Annotated in this window: 14 protein-coding genes; 13 read left to right on the top strand and 1 reads right to left on the bottom strand. The window is 35.0% G+C overall.

Annotation, left to right across the window (positions count from 1 at the left end; translation table 11 throughout):
- The first annotated feature begins 90 nt into the window (after positions 1-90).
- From topA to J8M14_RS11975, 7 genes are all read left to right on the top strand, one after another.
- Complete coding sequence (topA, locus tag J8M14_RS12005) at positions 91-2,592, top strand: type I DNA topoisomerase (protein ID WP_211074864.1); 2,502 nt, start codon at positions 91-93, stop codon at positions 2,590-2,592.
- Positions 2,593-2,595: 3 nt separating this feature from the next.
- Complete coding sequence (locus J8M14_RS12000; RefSeq protein WP_211074863.1) at positions 2,596-3,759, top strand: formimidoylglutamase; 1,164 nt, start codon at positions 2,596-2,598, stop codon at positions 3,757-3,759.
- Positions 3,760-3,869: 110 nt separating this feature from the next.
- Entirely contained in the window at positions 3,870-5,243 is a 1,374-nt protein-coding gene (gldK, locus tag J8M14_RS11995) for a gliding motility lipoprotein GldK (RefSeq protein ID WP_211074862.1), read from the top strand.
- Between the two features lie 81 nt (positions 5,244-5,324).
- Positions 5,325-5,951 (top strand): gliding motility protein GldL, encoded by a 627-nt coding sequence (gldL, locus tag J8M14_RS11990; RefSeq protein ID WP_211074861.1) that lies wholly within the window; start codon positions 5,325-5,327, stop codon positions 5,949-5,951.
- Positions 5,952-5,998: 47 nt separating this feature from the next.
- Entirely contained in the window at positions 5,999-7,546 is a 1,548-nt protein-coding gene (gene gldM, locus J8M14_RS11985; RefSeq protein WP_211074860.1) for a gliding motility protein GldM, read from the top strand.
- A gap of 14 nt (positions 7,547-7,560) precedes the next feature.
- On the top strand, positions 7,561-8,451 hold the full coding sequence (gldN, locus tag J8M14_RS11980) for a gliding motility protein GldN (protein ID WP_211074859.1): 891 nt from the start codon (positions 7,561-7,563) through the stop codon (positions 8,449-8,451).
- 67 nt (positions 8,452-8,518) lie between these two features.
- Entirely contained in the window at positions 8,519-9,565 is a 1,047-nt protein-coding gene (locus tag J8M14_RS11975; protein ID WP_211074858.1) for an FAD-binding oxidoreductase, read from the top strand.
- Here J8M14_RS11975 and J8M14_RS11970 read toward each other — a convergent pair.
- Entirely contained in the window at positions 9,557-9,943 is a 387-nt protein-coding gene (locus J8M14_RS11970; protein ID WP_211074857.1) for a DUF983 domain-containing protein, read from the bottom strand. The two genes, J8M14_RS11975 and J8M14_RS11970, sit on opposite strands and share 9 nt — an antisense overlap.
- 58 nt (positions 9,944-10,001) lie before the next feature.
- On the opposite strand from J8M14_RS11970, the gene J8M14_RS11965 reads away from it, so the two are divergent.
- From J8M14_RS11965 to J8M14_RS11940, 6 genes are all read left to right on the top strand, one after another.
- Positions 10,002-11,924, top strand: coding sequence for an ABC-F family ATP-binding cassette domain-containing protein (locus J8M14_RS11965; protein WP_211074856.1), 1,923 nt, complete (start codon positions 10,002-10,004; stop codon positions 11,922-11,924).
- A 214-nt stretch (positions 11,925-12,138) separates the two neighbouring features.
- Positions 12,139-12,594 (top strand): MarR family transcriptional regulator, encoded by a 456-nt coding sequence (locus tag J8M14_RS11960; protein ID WP_211074855.1) that lies wholly within the window; start codon positions 12,139-12,141, stop codon positions 12,592-12,594.
- A gap of 172 nt (positions 12,595-12,766) precedes the next feature.
- A complete protein-coding gene (locus J8M14_RS11955; protein WP_211074854.1) occupies positions 12,767-13,933 on the top strand; it encodes an HlyD family efflux transporter periplasmic adaptor subunit in 1,167 nt (388 codons plus the stop codon).
- Positions 13,934-13,935: 2 nt separating this feature from the next.
- Positions 13,936-17,163, top strand: a complete 3,228-nt coding sequence (locus J8M14_RS11950; RefSeq protein WP_211074853.1) for an efflux RND transporter permease subunit — start codon at positions 13,936-13,938, stop codon at positions 17,161-17,163.
- Positions 17,132-18,529 carry a TolC family protein gene (locus J8M14_RS11945; protein WP_211074852.1) on the top strand — a complete coding sequence of 466 codons (1,398 nt, stop codon included), beginning with the start codon at positions 17,132-17,134 and terminating at the stop codon, positions 18,527-18,529. The genes J8M14_RS11950 and J8M14_RS11945 overlap by 32 nt, the downstream gene beginning before the upstream one ends.
- Before the next feature lie 278 nt (positions 18,530-18,807).
- Complete coding sequence (locus J8M14_RS11940; protein ID WP_211074851.1) at positions 18,808-18,990, top strand: CPXCG motif-containing cysteine-rich protein; 183 nt, start codon at positions 18,808-18,810, stop codon at positions 18,988-18,990.
- Positions 18,991-19,199: the final 209 nt, after the last annotated feature.

Below are 19,199 nucleotides of genomic sequence, written 5' to 3'. Positions count from 1 at the left end.
TTCAGCAGGTTTTTTTTAAACTAATTTTTTGATAAAGAATCTCGATATCAAAAAATTGATATACTTTTGTTGTCACAAAAAAAATGGATTATGGCTAAGAATTTAGTGATTGTGGAGTCGCCGGCAAAGGCCAAAACAATAGAGAAATTTCTTGGAAAAGATTATACAGTAGCATCTAGTTTTGGGCATATTGCAGATTTACCTGCAAAAGAACTTGGAGTCGATGTAGAAGGAGATTTTAAACCTAAATATATCGTTTCTAAAGACAAGAAGGATGTGGTTAAAAAACTTAAAGATCTTTCTAAGAAAGCAGAAATGGTATGGTTGGCAAGTGATGAAGATCGAGAGGGAGAAGCAATTGCGTGGCATCTTGCAGAAACACTTAAGTTGGATAAGACAAGAACTCGTAGGATTGTTTTTCATGAAATAACTAAAAATGCTATTCTTAAGGCAATAGAAAATCCGCGTAGTATAGATTATAACCTTGTTAATGCGCAACAAGCCCGACGTGTATTGGATCGTTTGGTAGGTTATGAGTTATCTCCGGTATTATGGAGAAAGGTTAAAGGAGGATTGTCAGCTGGTCGGGTGCAGTCTGTGTCTGTAAGGTTGATAGTTGAACGTGAACGTGATATTATTGGTTTTAAACCTGAGGCATCTTATAGAATTGATGCAGAATTCTCTAATGAGTCTGGAAAATCATTTAAAGCAAAACTTCCTAAAAACTTTAAAACTAAAGAGGAAGCAGAAGCATTTTTGAAAAAAAATATAGGAGCTTCTTTTAATGTCGCAGACCTTACTACCAAACCAGCTAAAAAGTCGCCTGCACCACCATTTACAACTTCTACATTGCAGCAGGAAGCTTCTAGAAAATTATATTTTTCTGTAAGTAAGACTATGACTATGGCGCAGCGATTGTACGAAGCAGGGTTGATTACATATATGAGAACTGATAGTGTGAATTTATCAGTTGAAGCTCAAAATAGCGCAAAAGCAGAAATTATTTCTGCATATGGTAAGGATTATAGTAATCCAAGGCAGTATAAAGGTAAGTCAAAAGGAGCTCAAGAAGCTCACGAAGCAATACGTCCTACAGATTTTTCAAGGCATAGTGTAAATGTGGATTACGATCAGCAGCGATTATACGAATTGATTTGGAAACGAGCTATCGCCTCACAAATGAGTGACGCTAGGTTAGAAAGAACAAACGTTAGAATTGAAGCTAATCAACACAAAGAGCAGTTTACTGCTAACGGAGAAGTAATCAAATTTGAAGGTTTCTTAAAAGTATATCTTGAAGGCAACGATGATGAAGATGAGGAGCAAGAAGGAATTCTTCCTGCAATGAAGGTAAACGAAACCTTATTTAATAAATACATCTCTGCCACAGAACGATTTACCAGACCGCCAAGTAGATTTTCTGAAGCTGCTTTAGTTAAAAAACTAGAAGAGTTAGGTATAGGGCGTCCGTCCACTTATGCTCCAACTATTTCTACTATTCAGAATAGAAAATATATTGAGAAAGGCGCTAAAGAAGGGGAGCTTCGTTCATATGTTCAGATGACACTTAGTGGCGATGATATAAGTCAAAAGAACCTGTCTGAAAAAGTAGGTAGTGATAAAGGGAAATTAATCCCTACTGATGTTGGGATGGTAGTAAATGACTTTTTGGTGAATCATTTTTCTTCAATCCTTGATTATAATTTTACCGCAAAGGTAGAGCAGGATTTTGATGAGATAGCAGAAGGTCAGGAAGACTGGACTCACGTCATGAAAGAGTTTTATGATGAATTCCATCCGCGAGTAGAAGATGTAGCTCAGAATGCTGATCGAGAAGTCGGGGAGAGAATACTAGGAGAAGATCCTGCAACAGGAAAGCCTGTAAGTGTGCGTTTAGGTAAATTTGGTCCAATGGTTCAGATTGGTACTGCAGAGGATGAGGATAAACCTAGGTTTGCAAGTTTACCTCCTGGTCAGACATTAAGCAGTATTACCTTTGAAGAAGCAATGGATTTATTTCAGTTACCAAAGGAGATCGGAACATATAAAGGAGAAACTCTTGTGGTTAATAATGGTCGTTTTGGCCCCTATGTGCGTTTTGGCGAAAAATTTGTTTCGCTAGATAAAGGAGAAGATCCATTAAATACTTCTTTAGAAAGAGCAATTGAATTGATCGATGCTAAAGAAAAAGCAGATGCTCCAATATATACGTATGAGAATCTTCCTGTGCAAAAAGGTAAAGGTCGATTTGGTCCATTTATTAAATGGAACGGGATGTTTATCAATGTAAATAAAAAATACGATTTTGATAACCTTTCTGATGAGGATATTGTACAATTGATCGAGGAAAAGAAACAAAAGGAGATTGATAAGGTAATCCATAATTGGGAGGAAGAAGGTATTCGTGTAGAAAAAGCCAGATGGGGCAGAAGTAATATTATAAAAGGTAAAATTAAAATCGAGTTACCTAAAACTGTAGATGCTTCTAAATTAACTTTAGAAAAAGTAAAAGACCTAATCGAGAAAAACGCTCCTAAGAAGAAAACAACCAAAAAGAAAACTACTAAAAAGACTTCTGCAAAAAAGAAATAAAATATGTCTTTCGAATTTTTGTCACCTGTTAGTGATTTAGTAGCCGCACATACCGCATTAGTTTCGGATTATGCTTTAGGAAAACATATCAAAATTCATACTGCCGAGTCTGGGGTTCCGGATCTAGATGAGGTTGATATTGCTATTATAGGAGTGCAGGAGAATAGAAATGATGAAAATTATCTTGGAGAGCAATTGAATTTTGATACTATTCGTAAATCATTTTATGATCTTTTTCCAGGTAATTGGGATGCTAAAATCGTGGATTTAGGGGATATTGCTCCAGGAAATGAAGTTAGTGACACCTATTACTTGGTTCAGGAAGTATTATCTTCTTTATTAAAAAAAGATATCTTACCGATAATATTAGGAGGGAGTCAGGATTTAGTATATGCTCAATATAGATCTTTTGATGTCTTAGAGCGAATGGTAAATCTGGCTAATGTAGATAGTCGATTCGATCTGGGTAACTCTTCTCAGCCGATAACCAATAAATCTTTTATAGGTAAAATTATTGTAGAGCAACCATATAACCTATTTAATTATAGTAATATAGGGTATCAAACGTATTTTAATGCTCAGGAGGAGATTGATCTTATAGAGAAACTTTATTTTGATGCGTATCGTTTAGGAGAGGTAATCTCAGATGTAACCGTTGTTGAGCCTATTATGCGGGATGCTGATATAGTAACAGTAGATATGGGGGCAATGAATGCTAATTGTATTAATAATATGTATGCTTCACCCAATGGATTTGATGGCAGAGAGATTTGTGCGATATCCAGGTATGCAGGAATTAGTGATAAGGTAAAAAGTTTTGGGATATATGAATTCAAAAATTTTAAACAAGAAGAAACACCAGCGTTATTAATAGCTCAGATTATTTGGTATTTTATTGAAGGATTCAATTACAGGTCTGATGAATTGAATATCAAAAATGCTAAAGGCACACTTCATTATAATGTTCCTGTTGAAGATGAGATTTTATCCTTTTATAAGAGTGTGAAAACACAAAGATGGTGGATAGAAATACCTTTTATTGCTTCAGGGAATAATAAATTGAAAAGACACACGTTATTACCTTGCACATACAACGATTATGAGCGCGCTTGTAATCAAGAAATACCTGAAAGATGGTATAAGGCAAAACGAAAAAACGAAGTTTAACATTTTTATTAGGCTGATTTAAGGTTTTTTTTGGAAAAAAATTGTTTTTCTGGAAATAAATAAATAGGTTTACGACCTTAAATCTAGAAGATCTTAACCTAAAACACGTTATGAAGAAATTTGTATCACTCTTTGCTATTTTGGCAATGCTCTATAGTTGTGGTGGTGGAAACCGCGGAGAACTAATCGGAGCACAAGGTAAAAAATGGCATCCACAAAAACCTTATGGAATGGCCCTCATCCCCGGAGGATCGTTTATCATGGGTAAATCGGATGACGACAAGGCAGCATTATCTAATGCGCCTACAAAAACGGTAACCGTCCGTTCTTTCTACATGGATGAAACCGAAGTCACTAATAGTGAATATAGACAGTTTGTTCAATGGGTTCGTGATTCTACAATTCGTATGAGACTAGCTATTATGGCTGATGAATTAGGAAAAACCCCAGGAGATGATGGTATTGGCGAATATGCATTTTTAGACGCCGATACTGAAAATATGTCTGTATACGAGAAGTATATGTACGATAATTATAGTGGTACTGGTGAAACCGGATATGAAGGTAGAAAACTTAATAAAGATATAGATATTGAGTGGGATGCAGAAGATTATCCTGATGAGTTTTATGCTGAAGTAATGGATACTATGTATATACCATTAGAAGAGTCATATAATGGTAGACGTACTCTTGATGTAAGTAAATTCGAGTTTAGATTTACTTGGATGGATATTCAAGCAGCTGCACGCGCTAAACAAGGAAGAAGAAAAGACTTCGTAAAAGAAGAAGTGATTGAGGTGTATCCTGATACAACGGTTTGGATCAAAGATTTTAATTATTCATATAATGAGCCTATGCATAATGATTATTTCTGGCATAGTGCATATGACGACTATCCTGTAGTTGGCGTTTCGTGGGAGCAAGCAAAAGCTTTCTGCCGTTGGAGAACTATAGAGAAAAATACATTCCAAAAGAAACGTAATAAAGAACTTGTGAACTATTTCAGACTTCCTACGGAAGCTGAGTGGGAGTACGCTGCAAGAGGTGGTTTAGAATCAGCTACTTTTCCTTGGGGTGGACCCTACGCTTTGAACGACAGAGGTTGTTTTCTAGCTAATTTTAAACCTTTAAGAGGAAACTATGCTGCGGATAACTTTTTATATACTGTAGAGGCAGACGCATTTGAGCCAAACGATTATAATCTTTATAATATGGCAGGTAATGTGGCAGAGTGGGTGCAATCATCCTACGACCCATCAGCATATGAATATGTATCATCAATGAACCCAAATGTCAATGATGATGAGAACAAACGTAAAGTAGTGCGTGGAGGATCTTGGAAAGATGTTGCTTATTTCCTACAGGTAAGCACCCGAGATTATGAGTACGCCGACTCTGCGAGAAGTTATATTGGATTCAGAACTGTTCAGGACTATATGGGTACTGACATTACTGGAGAAGATAATACTCGAAACGAGAAATAAGTCCCAAAATTTTCTATCAACTTAATTACTAACCTTTTTTAATTATTAAATTTTTTAAAAAAACTAAACACATTTATTATTATGGCAAATTCAAAATCAAGCAAGAAGTTAATGAATATGGTATACGGTCTAGGAGCGGCTGTAGTAATCCTTGGAGCATTATTTAAAATTATGCACTGGCCATTTGGTAACGAAATGCTTATCATAGGTCTTATTACAGAAGCATTAGTATTTACTGTTTCTGCATTCGAACCTGTTGATGATGATGTAGATTGGTCTCTAGTATATCCAGAATTAGCTGGAGGTAGCAAAAGAGATAAAAAAGAAAAAGAAACTCCAGAAGGTTTATTGTCTAAAAAATTAGATGATATGCTTAAAGAAGCTAGATTAGATACTAATTTAATGAATAGCCTTGGAGAAAGTATCCGTAACTTCGAAGGTGCTGCAAAAGGAATTGCTCCTAGTGTAGATGCTATTCAGGGAACTAAAAAATATAGTGAAGAAATGGCTACTGCTGCTGGTCACTTAGAATCTTTAAATAGCCTTTATAAAGTACAGTTGGAATCTTCTGCAAAACAAGCTGAAGCTAACGCTGCAATTGCGGATAATGCTAAAGCATTGGAAGAGCAAATGAAGAGCTTGTCTAGTAACCTGTCTTCTCTTAATGGGGTTTATGGTGGTATGTTAACTGCAATGAACAGAAGTTAACATTTATTTAGAAAGAAAATATATAACTACCAAAATCTAAAAAGAATATGGCAGCAGGAAAATTATCACCAAGGCAGAAGATGATTAATCTTATGTACTTGGTATTTATAGCGATGATGGCATTAAATATGTCGAAAGAAGTACTATCAGCTTTCGGTTTAATGAATGAGAAGTTGACTAGCTCTAACGCTATCTCTACTGAACGTAATACTGCTTTTATGGCAGGTTTGGCTGAAAAAGTTTCAGAGCAACCAGAAAAATATACCCCTCTTAAAGAAAAAGCAGATCAAATTAGTGTGCTATCTAATGAGTTTAATGCTTATATAGATCAATTAAAAGCTGAAATTTTAGAAGGAGCTGACGATCCTACAGATTATGAAACAATGGATAAATCTGCTGCTCTTGATCAAAAGTTTTTTGAAGGAGGTAACCTGACGGCAGCAGCTAAGGAGTTTGTAGAAAAAATTAACACGTATAGAGATGGTGTTTCTTCAACTATTAGAACTGTAAAAGAAGTTGATGCTCAAGTTGCAGATGATGTTGATAAAACATTTGCTACTGGAGAAGTAAGAAATAGAGATAACAGACCTGTAGATTGGTTAAAATATAACTTTGAAGGTTTTCCAATGGTAGCATCTATTACTAAGCTTACTCAGATGCAAACTGATGTGAAAACTACAGAGAGTAAAGTGTTATCTGCTTTATTGGCTGGTCAGCAAGCTTCAGAACTTTCGTTTAGTAACTATGAAGCAATTGTGGTTCCGGATAAGACAGCTTTCTTTAGTGGAGAGAGTTTTAAAGGAAGAATCGTTCTTGGACGTTTTGATGCTACTTTGAAGCCAACTAAAGTAATGGTTAATGGTAAAGAGCAGAATGAAGTTCAGAATGGTCAGATCATGCTTGATTTCCCAGCAGGAAATGTTGGAGAAAGAGAAGTAAAAGGAGAACTTGAATTTAAAGAAGGAGATTCTATAGTAAAAATTCCAATCCAGAGTTCTTATGCAGTAATACCGAAACCAAATTCTGCAGTAATCTCTGCTGATAAAATGAATGTGGTATATCGTGGAGTAAATAACCCAATGACTATTTCTATCCCTGGTGTACCGGCTGTTAATGCTTCAGCACCTGGTTTAAGAAAATTAGGTGGTGCGGGTAAATATATGATGAACGTAACTACAGTAAAAGCTCGTGAGGTTAGAATTAAGGTTAGTGGTAAATTGCCAAACGGTTCTACTGTAAGTGATAGTAAGAAATTTAGAATTAAAGATATTCCTAGACCTGTTGGAACTGTTCGTGGTGAAGATGGAGCTGTAAAGATGTCTAAGAAAGCTCTTGAAATTGCTTCTATAGGAGCTATTTTACCGGACTTTGATTTTGATATTAAACTAAATGTTACTGGATTTAAGTTTAAAGTAGAAGGTCAACCGACTGTTAGTGTTAATGGTAAAAGATTAAATACGAAGGCTAAATCAGCTTTACGTAAAGCTAAGAGAGGGTCTTCTGTGCAAATCATAGATGTAAAAGCTAAGTTAACTACTAACAAGTCATATAGATTAAAGAAAATATCTCCGGTTATTGTTGAGTTAACAAACTAAAAAGATTAATAATTATGAATTTGAGAAATTTTTTAGCGACCGTTTTTGGTCTTTTCTTAACTTTCTTTTCATACGGTCAGGCAAATGTACTAAACGCAGATACTCCTGATGAAATAGGAAAGAAGACTCAAGAACAGATCAAGTATGATAATGACCATCCGTTAGAGTATGGATATGTCGATGAGCGTGACGTATTATGGGCTAAAACTACATGGGAAACCATTGATCTTGATGAAAGAATCAATTTTCCTTTGTATTATCCTATTGATACATTTAATATAGGTGCTCACCGTCGTTCTTTATATGACGTTTTGATCGCTAATGTTAAAAATGGTAAGATTAAGAATTTATATTCGGATTCATATTTTACTGAGACTCGTACTTTTGAGGATCTTAAGACTACACTATCCAGAGTTGATACTACTGACCTTGGGTTCGAGCAGTTCAATGCAGGAGAAGAAGTTGAACAGCAATATATTAATCAAAGAGATATTACTGCGGCTGATATCGCAGAATATAAGATTAGAGGATACTGGTATTTTGATAAGCGTCAGGGAGAATTAAGATATAGATTGCTAGGTATAGCACCTGTGGCTCCAGATGTTAACTTTATTGATGATGATGAGCCTGATATGGTACCTTTATTTTGGGTGTGGTATCCGGATGTGAGGGAAATTCTTCATAATGCAAAAGCATTCAACAGAAGAAATACCTCATTCCCTTTTAATTATGATCATATCCTTAATGCACGAAGGTTTAACTCCATTATCTATAGAGAAGATAATGAACAGGGTGACCGGGAGATTAAGGATTATATCGTTGATAATGCTTTGATGCAGTTACTGGAAAGTGAACGTATCAAAGAAAGTATCAGAAACTTCGAAATGGATATGTGGGCATATTAAGCTTGATTATGTCTAAATAAATATAGAAACGCTCAACTAATAGTTGGGCGTTTTTTATTTTTGAACTATGGTTGATTACATCATTGTTGGTTTTGGATTAGCAGGATTGTCCTTTGCAGAACAACTGGAAAATAATAGTAACTCATATATAGTTATTGAAGATAATTCTCAGAAATCTTCAAGAGTAGCAGGAGGATTGTGTAATCCGGTTATATTAAAACGTTTTACAGCTGCTTGGAATGCTTCTGATCAGCTTAAAACTGCGGTTACTTTTTATAAAAACATAGAGGATAAATTAGGTGAGTCTTTTGTTGTTGACCTTCCGATATTTCGAAGATTTAATTCTATAGAGGAACAAAACACTTGGTTTGAAGCTTGTGATAAACCTGTTTTAGCTGAATTTCTTTCTTCTGAGTTGGTTAAAAATGAGAATTCATCTTTGGATGTACCTTATTATTACGGACAGGTACATAAAACTAGAAGAATTGACATTAAAAAAATGTTATCCATCTATGTAGATTATCTAAAAGAAGGTAAACGTTATATAGAGGAATCCTTCGAGTATGATAGGTTAACCATAAAAGAAGATAGTGTTGAATATAAAGGAGTTAAAGCAAAAAATATTATTTTTTGTGAAGGCTTTGGAGTTAAAAAGAACCCATTTTTCAATTATCTGCCTTTGGTGGGAAACAAAGGAGAGTATCTTATTATTAAATCTACAGAACTTCAGTTAAAAGAAGCTGTAAAATCATCAATATTTATCATTCCGTTAGGAGAAAATTTGTATAAAGTTGGAGCAACCTATAATAATCAGGATAAATCTTCTGATACTACACGTGTAGCAAAGGAGGAGTTGCAAGAAAAATTAGCAAAGTTTCTAAAAGCTGATTATAAAATTGTCGACCAGGTAGCGGGAATCAGGCCAACTGTAAAAGATCGTAGACCTTTAATAGGCACACATCCTGAACAAGAAAAAATCCATATTCTTAATGGTTTTGGTAGTAGAGGGATAATGATAGGACCTTCTGTTGCGAAAATGCTATATGATTATATAGAAAAAGGTATTGATATGGATCCTGAAATAGATATCAAACGTTTTGACGGTTTACGATAGGCTTTTTTCTTTTTTATAATGCATAAAAAGATTAATCCAGATATTCCTAGATAACCTAAGAATTACAGGAAGAAATACAATCAACGTTCCTGCAATCGAAAAGAAAGTGCTAAGTAATCCAAGTTTAAGAATAAGATTAGAAATAACAAAAGCAGCTACAGCAAAAGCGATACCTACTCCATAGCTTACATACATAGCGCCGTAGAAAAATGATGGCTCTATCTTATATTTGGTATTACAATGACTACAGCGTTCTTGCATTTTTAAGGTTTGGTTTAGCTTGTAGGGGTTCGAAGTTTTATACATGCTTTCTTCCTGACAAACAGGACAACTGCCTGTAAGAATGCTATAAATTTTGGTTCCTTTTAAGAAGTTCATAAGCGACTTTTATGCTAACACAAAATTAATCATCTTTGCACAAAATATTCAAAAGCTGATGTTAAACATACATAACTTATCGATTTCGTTTGGAGGAGAGTATCTTTTTGAAGAAATAAGCTTCAGGTTACAGGCAGGAGATCGTGTCGGATTAATTGGTAAGAATGGAGCAGGAAAGTCGACAATGCTGAAAATTTTATCCAAAGAGCAGGAGCCAGATTCCGGACAACTTGCGATGGATAAAGAAGTGAAAATTGGTTTCCTAAAACAAGACATAGATTTTATCGAGGGCAGAACAGTACTTGATGAAGCATATGAGGCTTTTACAGAAATTAAAAAAGCAGAACGAGAAATAGATAAAATTAATGCTCAGTTAGCAGAACGTACAGATTATGAAAGTAAAAGTTATAATCAACTAATTACCGAGCTTAGTGACTTAACTCATCATTATGAGATTCTTGGTGGATACAATTATCAAGGAGAAACAGAAAGAGTTTTACAGGGATTAGGGTTTGTAAGAGAAGATTTTGATCGATTGACCGATACATTTTCTGGTGGATGGCGTATGCGTATAGAGCTAGCAAAGCTTTTACTTCAGAGCAACGATATTTTATTATTGGATGAGCCTACTAATCATTTGGATATAGAATCTATAATTTGGTTAGAAAGTTTCCTAAAGAATTATTCAGGCGTTGTGGTGATTGTGTCACACGATAAAATGTTTTTGGACAATGTTACCAATCGTACTATTGAAATTTCTTTGGGTAGGATTTATGATTATAATAAACCGTATTCTAAATATTTAGTGCTTCGTGATGAAATGCGCGAACAGCAGTTAGCAGCTCAGAAAAATCAATCCAAACAAATTGAACATACTGAAAAATTGATTGAGAAATTTAGAGCAAAGGCAACCAAAGCTTCTATGGCGCAATCACTGATCAAGAAGTTGGATAAAATCGAGCGTATTGAGGTTGATGAAGATGATAATGCTGTAATGAATGTGACTTTTCCTGTAAGCGTACAACCTGGAAAGGTGGTCATTGAAGCAGATGGTGTTGGAAAATCTTATGGTGAAAAAGAAATTCTTAGTGATATTGACCTTTTGGTAGAGCGAGGCTCCAAAATAGCTTTTGTAGGGCAGAACGGACAAGGTAAAACTACATTGGCAAAGATCATTATTGATGAAATCTCATATCAGGGAATGCTGAAATTAGGTCACAATGTTCAGATAGGGTATTTTGCCCAGAATCAATCAGAATATCTTGATGGAGAGATTACGATCCATGAAACTATGGTAAATGCCGCTAATGAGAAAAATCGCACTAAGGTTAGAGATATGCTTGGAGCTTTTTTATTTAGGGGTGATGAAGTAGATAAAAAGGTAAAGGTGCTGTCTGGAGGAGAGCGTAATCGATTGGCATTGTGTAAAATGCTTCTGGAGCCATTCAATGTGCTAGTGATGGATGAGCCTACTAACCATTTAGATATAAAGTCCAAGAATGTGTTAAAAGAAGCTTTAAAAAGTTTTGAAGGTACCTTGATCTTGGTATCGCACGATAGAGATTTTTTACAAGGGTTAACTAATACGGTATATGAGTTTAAGAATAAGCAAATCAAGGAATATCTGGGTGATATAGATTTCTATCTGGAACAACGAAGAGTGGATGACCTGAGAGATATTGAAAAGAAAGATAAGCAACAGCCCAAAGATGTTTCTGATACCAAAGAAACTGCAAAAAAGTCCTATCAGGATCAAAAGAAGCTAAAATCATTAAATAATAAACTAAGTAATGTCGAAGCCAAAATCAATAAACTTGAAAAAGAAATTAAGGAAATCGATGTAGAATTGGCTATTAATTATGATCAAACCATAGCTCAACCTGATTTTTTTGATCATTACCAAGCAAAAAAAGACCAATTATCGACACTAATGGAAGATTGGGAGGTGCTACAGGAGGAAATAGATTCCTTATCTAATTAGGGTAATTTTTAAGGAATTATAAGTATTGCTTAGGTTACTTTGACATATTTTCAATAGTTTCTTCTATTTTTGAAAATGCTTAAAAACAATCTATGTTAAGTTAATGTTATGTGAAAATCAATAGGTTACTTTTGTGATATTTTTATCGCCAGTAGAGGGTACAACTAGATTTTTATAGATATTTTTGTAGCTTAAAATTTAACAGCATAAATGTATGAATAGTACAAAAGCTATAGATTTAAACGCTCACGCACTTTCTTGGATAGGAAAGATTCATTATGATTTTGGTTTTTTGGTTCAAAAAGCTTTTACTGAGAATGGATTAGATCTTTCTAAAGAACAATGGAGTGTGTTAAAGCGTTTACGAGTAAATGATGGGCAACCACAGAATGATTTGGCCTTTATTACGCATCGCGATAAAACATCAATGACCAGATTGGTGAATACGATGGAAAGCAAAGATCTGGTAGTTCGTAGAAGTGACGAGAATGATAGAAGGGTCAATCGTATTTTTTTAACAGATCACGGTAAAGAAGTCATAGAGAAAGTAACCCCTATTATGTATGATTTGATTCCAGCAGTTCAGGAAAGCCTAACTCACGAAGAAATAGAAACCTTGATTGCAACACTTAAGAAGATAAAAACTAAAATTGCTGATATAGCAGAATAATAATTTCACATATTTTTTATCCTAAAAAACATCTATTCTGTAGATGTTTTTTTTGTTTCGGTAGATTAGTAAAAAAAGCAAGCGAACTTTTATGAGTTCTTTAACGGCAAGCTAGCTTTGTTGTCGATAGTTTTGTGTAACTTTTTAAGGCTTAAGATTAAACAAATTGTTTATGAGAAATGTTATACTTTCTATACTTGGACTATTGCTGATTGTGGGTGCAATATTTGGTGCCAAAATGATCATCGATAGTAACACAAAGCAAAAGCCTAAACCGGTAAAGGAGGTTAAAACTGTTTTTGTAGATACTATAAAAAATGCAACCATACCTATTAGTATTGCCGCCAATGGTAATCTTACTGCCAAAAGAAGGTTAGAATTATATGCTGAAGTTCAGGGTATTTTTAGGGGTGGAAGTAAACTATTCAAAACCGGTCAAAAATATAAAAAAGGACAACCCTTGATTCGTATAGATGCTTCAGAGTATTATGCCTCAGTGCAGTCGGCCAAAAGTAATCTGTATAACTTAGTGACTTCTATCATGCCGGATCTTCGATTGGATTATCCGGAGATTTATGATAAGTGGCAGCAGTATCTTAGTAGTTTTGATATGAATAAGGCTACTCCTAAGTTGCCAGAAATTACTTCAGAAAAAGAGAAGTATTTCATTACAGGAAGAAATATATACGCTACTTATTACAATGTGAAGAACCTAGAGCAACGATTAGCAAAATATACTATTTCTGCTCCTTTTGATGGAGTGTTAACCGAAGCATTGGTCACTGAAGGAACTCTGATTCGTCAAGGTCAAAAGCTGGGAGAATATATCGATACTAGTGTATATGAGATGGAAGTTGCTATAGGAAAAGAATACGGCGATCTATTGCGTGAGGGGAAATCTGTAAAGCTTTCTAATCTGAATAAAACTAAAACCTTTTCAGGTGTTGTAACCCGAATCAATAGCAGAGTAGATCAAGCTACGCAAACCATAACCGCATTTATTGAGGTCAAAGACCCTGCGCTCAGAGAAGGGATATATCTCGAAGCTAACCTGGATGCGAAAAAAGAGGAAAATGCTATAGAGATTGATAGAAACCTACTTCAGGAAGGAAGTAGAATTTTTGTAGTCAGAGATAGTATTTTAGATATGATCGATGTGCAACCAGTATATTTTACTGATAAAAAAGTAGTGCTTAAAGGAGTTCCTGATGGAAATATCATACTTAACAAACCTGTTCCCGGAGCCTACGCTGGGATGTTGGTTAAGGTATATAAAGAGAAAGGACAAAAATCTTCTACCCCTGATAGTAATGTGATTAGTAATAACTTAACACAGTAGCCATGCGCAAGATTATTTCCTATTTTATTAGATATCATGTGGCCGTAGACGTTATTGTAATTGCTTTTATTGCCTTTGGAGTTTTTGGAGCACTTTCGCTTAAATCTTCTTTTTTCCCACTTACAGATTCTAAAAACGTTAGTATTAATGTTGTATATCCTGGTGCCTCTCCATTAGAAGTAGAAGAAGGTATTATACTGAAAATAGAAGATAATCTTAAGGGATTAGAAGGAGTGGAACGAGTAACATCGACTTCCAGAGAAAATAGTGGAAGTATCAATGTCGAAATCGAGAAAGGTAAGGATATTGATTTTATGTTACTCGAGGTTAAGAATGCTGTAGATAGGGTTCCTACATTTCCAACCGGAATGGAGCCAATAGTAGTTGCTAAACAAGAGGCTATTAGACCTACTATCAATTTTGCAGTAAGTGGTGATAATATACCCTTGGTTACCTTAAAACAGATCGGACGTCAGATAGAAAATGATCTTAGAGGAATCGAAGGTATTTCTCAGATTACAATTAGTGGTTATCCTGATGAAGAAATTGAGATAGCCGTAAATGAAAATAACTTACTTGCATATAGGCTTAGTTTTAATGAAGTTGCTCAGGCAGTAAATCGAGCCAATATTTTAACCACAGGTGGAACAATTAAAACAAGTGCTGAGGAATATCTTATTCGTGCAAATAATAGATCCTATTATGGCAGTGAATTATCTAACTTAGTGATACGGGCAGATGCTTCGGGTCGTACCATTAGGCTTAAGGATGTTGCCGATATTAGGGATCGCTTTTCAGAATCACCCAATGCCTCTTATTTTAATGGAGAGCTGTCGGTTAATGTGCAAATTACCAGTACGAATACTGAAGATTTGATTTCTTCTGCAGAAAAAACTAAAGAATACATTGAAAGCTTTAATGAGAAGTATAATAATGTACAACTTAATGTTATTAGTGATCGCTCTATTACCTTGGTGCAGCGTACAAAACTCCTAACAGAAAATGCTGTTATTGGAATGCTTTTGGTACTTACCTTTTTGTCTTTGTTTCTTAATACAAGATTAGCGTTTTGGGTAGCTTTTGGATTACCTATAGCCTTCCTGGGGATGTTTATTTTTGCTGGGTATTTTAATGTAACGATTAATGTATTGTCGTTGTTTGGGATGATCATTGTTATAGGGATATTGGTAGATGATGGTATTGTGATAGCTGAGAATATCTATCAGCATTATGAAAGGGGTAAAAGTCCAGTTCAGGCAGCGATTGATGGAGTAATGGAGGTAATTCCACCTATTGTTTCTGCAATATTAACCACTATCATAGCTTTTGGTATATTTTTATTTTTAGATGGTCGTATAGGGGACTTTTTTGGCGAAGTGTCTGTTATAGTAATTCTTACACTTTCGATCTCATTGGTAGAAGCGTTAATTATTCTTCCTGCCCACTTAGCGCATTCTAAGGCATTAAAAGCAGATGATGGAAAGCCTAAAAAAGGGATAGCAAAGCTGTTTTCTAAGCTTCGTTATATCAATACTTTTGGAGATAAGATCATGCGATGGTTACGAGATAACATGTATAGTCCTACCCTTCGTTTTGCTTTACAACACAAGTTTTTTACCTTTTCTATTTTCATAGTGATATTCATATTTACTATAGGAGGTATTGGTGGTGGTATCGTAAGAACTTCTTTTTTTCCACGTATTGCTAGTGATGTGATATCGGTTGATTTAGGGATGCCTAATGGAACTAATGAAAAAATCACAGATTCCATTATTTCTATGATCGAAGAAAAAGCCTGGATAGTTAATGAAGAATTAAGTGAAGAATTTTTACAGGGTGAAGAGTATAGCGGCAAAGAGTTATTCGAGAATATCATCAGAAGTGTCAATTCTTCTTCCAATGCTTCTTTACGAATTAATATGTTACCTGGTGAGGAGCGGCCTAATGCTGTGAACTCTGGACTAGTGGCAAACCGCTTACGCGAAAAGGTAGGTCCGGTATTTGGTAATGAGCGATTAATCTTTGGGTCTGGTGGGAATTTTGGCGGAAGCCCAGTTTCAGTTTCTTTACTAGGAAATAATATTAGAGAATTAAAGGCAGCTAAAGAAGAGTTTAAAAAAGTTTTGGAAAATGATGCCAGGTTAAAGGATGTGGCTGATAATGATCCTGCAGGAATTAAAGAAATCAGATTAGAACTAAAAGAAAATGCGTATGCTCTTGGCCTCAATTTAAGGGATGTGATGGCCCAAGTACGTTCTGGATTTTTTGGAGTGCAAGCACAGCGATTCCAGAGGGGACAGGATGAAATTAGAGTTTGGGTACGTTATGATCGTGAGAATCGCTCCTCTATCCTAGATCTGGATAATATGAGGATTGTCACGACATCAGGTGAACGAGTACCTCTAAACGAAATTGCAGATTATAGTATCGAGCGAGGTGATGTAGCTGTAAATCATCTGGATAGTAGACGCGAAATTCAAATTTCTGCGGATATAAAAGATCCTGAAACTACAAGTTCGACAGATGTTTTGGAAGAAATTCGAACAGTAATTATGCCCGAAATCATTTCTAAATATCCTACAGTAACTCCTTCTTATGAGGGGCAGAACCGAGAAGCAGGTAAGTTTTTAGGATCTTTGGGACCAGTAGGGCTTACAGCATTGGCTTTAATATATATTACTATCGCATTTACTTTTAGAAGTTATAGTCAACCGTTGTTACTTCTATTACTTATACCACTAAGTCTTCCTGCTGTTGCTTTTGGTCATTGGGTTCACGGTTTTCCGATCAACATATTATCATTATTAGGTATTATTGCACTTATTGGGATTATGGTAAATGATGGATTGGTGCTCATCGGTAAGTTTAATAGTAACCTAAGATCCGGGATGACTTTTGATGATGCTATATATGAAGCAGGAAAATCTCGTTTTCGAGCAATTTTTCTTACCTCATTAACTACTATTGCAGGATTAGCTCCTTTGATTTTTGAAAAAAGCAGACAAGCACAATTTCTAAAACCAATGGCAATTTCTATTGCTTATGGGATTGGTTTTGCTACGGTACTTACATTATTATTGCTGCCATTATATTTATCTTTTAGTAATTATGTAAAAGTGAATACAAAATGGTTGGCTACAGGAAATAATATCACTAAAGAAGAGGTGGAACGCGCTATAAAAGAACAAAAAGAAATACATGAAGAACATCAGGAATTGCAAGAAGTATAGGTATATACTACAACTTGTTTTCTTTCTGTTTTTTGCTTTAGGGAATTTGAATGCCCAAAAGTTAACAAAACAGGAAGCCCTAAGATTGGCTTTAGAAAATAATTTTGGGATACTGATTGCTACCAATAATATAGAGATTGCAAAGAATAATAAAAACATCCTAAATTCGGGATATCTACCATCTCTGGCTTTAAGTGCAGGGGCGAATTACCAATCTACTTCATCAAATACTTCTTTTCCAGGGGTGCTACAAGAATTTGTTCCAGAAGGTACTACAGATACTATTATCAGGCCTCGTCCGGATATAGAAATCCTCGGTGCAGAAACCCAACGTTATAATGCCGGATTAAACCTTAATTACACTTTATTTGATGGTTTGGGGAGATTTTATAATTATAAAAGACTAAAAGAACAGTATAATCTAACCGAATTACAAGCTAGGGAAACTATAGAAAATACTGTTTTACAACTATTTTCAGTATATTACGAGATTGCCAGGTTATCAGAAAATGTAGATATTCTGGAGCAAACACTTCGTATTTCTAAAGAAAGAGTGTCTAGGGCAAATTATCAATTCGAGTATGGTCAGAATACTAAACTTAATGTTTTGAATGCAGAAGTTGATGTAGCTAATGATAGTATTAATTTGTTAAATACCAGACAACAACTAATCAATACCAAACGCGATCTGAATATACTGCTGGTTAATGAATTAGAAGATCAGTTTTCTGTGGATACGACAGTCAGTTTTATTTCTAAGCTTGAAGTTGATGGATTTCTGGAAACATCAGTTGAGAATAATGTAACATTATTGCAAAACAAAACGAATATTCGAATTAGTGATTACGATATTAAGGTAAGTAAATCAGGGTATTTGCCTACAATAGGGCTAACAGGTTCCTATGGGTGGAATGAAAACCGAAATCCTCCTTCTGCATTTTTTCCAGGAAATATAGCAGACACATACACCTTAGCGGCCGGAGTAACCTTAAGCTGGAATCTATTTGATGGTGGCGGTACAATTACCAGAGTTAAAAATGCAAAGATTGCCTTAGATAATCAGGAACTTGTGCAAGCTCAGGTAGAGCAACAAGTTAAACGGGATATAGCCAATGCATTGGGTAATTATGAGAATCGATTAAGTATATATGATATCCAACAACAAAATGTGCTAACAAATCAAAATAACTTTGATCGTTCCCGAGAACGTTTTAAGCTAGGGCAGATCACCTCTATAGAATTCAGACAGGCACAGATTAATTTGATTAATGCCCAAACCAATAAGAATCTGGCTAAATATGATGCTAAGCTGGCAGAATTACAATTATTACAGCTTACAGGGCAGTTATTAAATGTAGAGTTTTAAGTAAGATATTAAAATATAACATTATAAGTTTGTATAAGGTACCTTTTAAGTTACTGGTGGAGGTATTAGAGGTGTTCCAGGAGGACGAACCTGTTGTCTCAATGTTTTGCTAGGTGCTACGGATCTCTAAGATTAAGTTCACTGAGTTCAGAACCTTTATATACCTGATCTAAATACTCTCATCACCTACCTTTTGTGGTAGGTTTTTGAAGTTTTGATACGGTTTTTAATAGTTTTTGTTAAGAAAAATATATAGCTTGTAATTAGGATAATTACGAATGTTTGAACACTTTTTTCAATGTCCCTATTGCTGGGAAGAAATTTCGATGCTTTTAGATCCATCCATTACATATCAAGTATATGTCGAGGATTGCGAAGTATGCTGTAACCCCATTGAATTACACCCTCGATTTGAAGATCAGGAATTAATGGCTTTTGAAGCCCTAAGTATTGAGCAGTAATAAATTTATACCTTACAGGTCTCTGAAACTTGTAAGGTTTGTTCTTTCTAAATGGGTTTATCAAAAAAAGGCAAATCAGTTTATATTTACCACAAAACAAAAAACTCTTGTAATATCTCAGAATATTTATAGTTATTAGTGTGATGTATTGTATTGGAGGATTAAACATTTATACTCCAATGATGTATGCTTCTCATTGAATTTTATAT

It is taken from the genome of Aquimarina sp. MMG016, from assembly GCF_018100805.1.
Classification (GTDB): domain Bacteria; phylum Bacteroidota; class Bacteroidia; order Flavobacteriales; family Flavobacteriaceae; genus Aquimarina.
The sequence above is the reverse complement of the archived record's forward strand: the minus strand, read 5'-3'. Positions and strand labels throughout refer to the sequence as shown.

Excerpts from the sequence above, each read along its gene's own strand:
- topA (WP_211074864.1), top strand. The coding sequence starts at position 91 with ATGGCTAAGAATTTAGTGATTGTGGAGTCGCCGGCAAAGGCCAAAACA.
- J8M14_RS12000 (WP_211074863.1), top strand. The coding sequence starts at position 2,596 with ATGTCTTTCGAATTTTTGTCACCTGTTAGTGATTTAGTAGCCGCACAT.
- gldK (WP_211074862.1), top strand. The coding sequence starts at position 3,870 with ATGAAGAAATTTGTATCACTCTTTGCTATTTTGGCAATGCTCTATAGT.
- gldL (WP_211074861.1), top strand. The coding sequence starts at position 5,325 with ATGGCAAATTCAAAATCAAGCAAGAAGTTAATGAATATGGTATACGGT.
- gldM (WP_211074860.1), top strand. The coding sequence starts at position 5,999 with ATGGCAGCAGGAAAATTATCACCAAGGCAGAAGATGATTAATCTTATG.
- gldN (WP_211074859.1), top strand. The coding sequence starts at position 7,561 with ATGAATTTGAGAAATTTTTTAGCGACCGTTTTTGGTCTTTTCTTAACT.
- J8M14_RS11975 (WP_211074858.1), top strand. The coding sequence starts at position 8,519 with ATGGTTGATTACATCATTGTTGGTTTTGGATTAGCAGGATTGTCCTTT.
- J8M14_RS11970 (WP_211074857.1), bottom strand. The coding sequence starts at position 9,943 with ATGAACTTCTTAAAAGGAACCAAAATTTATAGCATTCTTACAGGCAGT.
- J8M14_RS11965 (WP_211074856.1), top strand. The coding sequence starts at position 10,002 with ATGTTAAACATACATAACTTATCGATTTCGTTTGGAGGAGAGTATCTT.
- J8M14_RS11960 (WP_211074855.1), top strand. The coding sequence starts at position 12,139 with ATGAATAGTACAAAAGCTATAGATTTAAACGCTCACGCACTTTCTTGG.
- J8M14_RS11955 (WP_211074854.1), top strand. The coding sequence starts at position 12,767 with ATGAGAAATGTTATACTTTCTATACTTGGACTATTGCTGATTGTGGGT.
- J8M14_RS11950 (WP_211074853.1), top strand. The coding sequence starts at position 13,936 with ATGCGCAAGATTATTTCCTATTTTATTAGATATCATGTGGCCGTAGAC.
- J8M14_RS11945 (WP_211074852.1), top strand. The coding sequence starts at position 17,132 with ATGAAGAACATCAGGAATTGCAAGAAGTATAGGTATATACTACAACTT.
- J8M14_RS11940 (WP_211074851.1), top strand. The coding sequence starts at position 18,808 with ATGTTTGAACACTTTTTTCAATGTCCCTATTGCTGGGAAGAAATTTCG.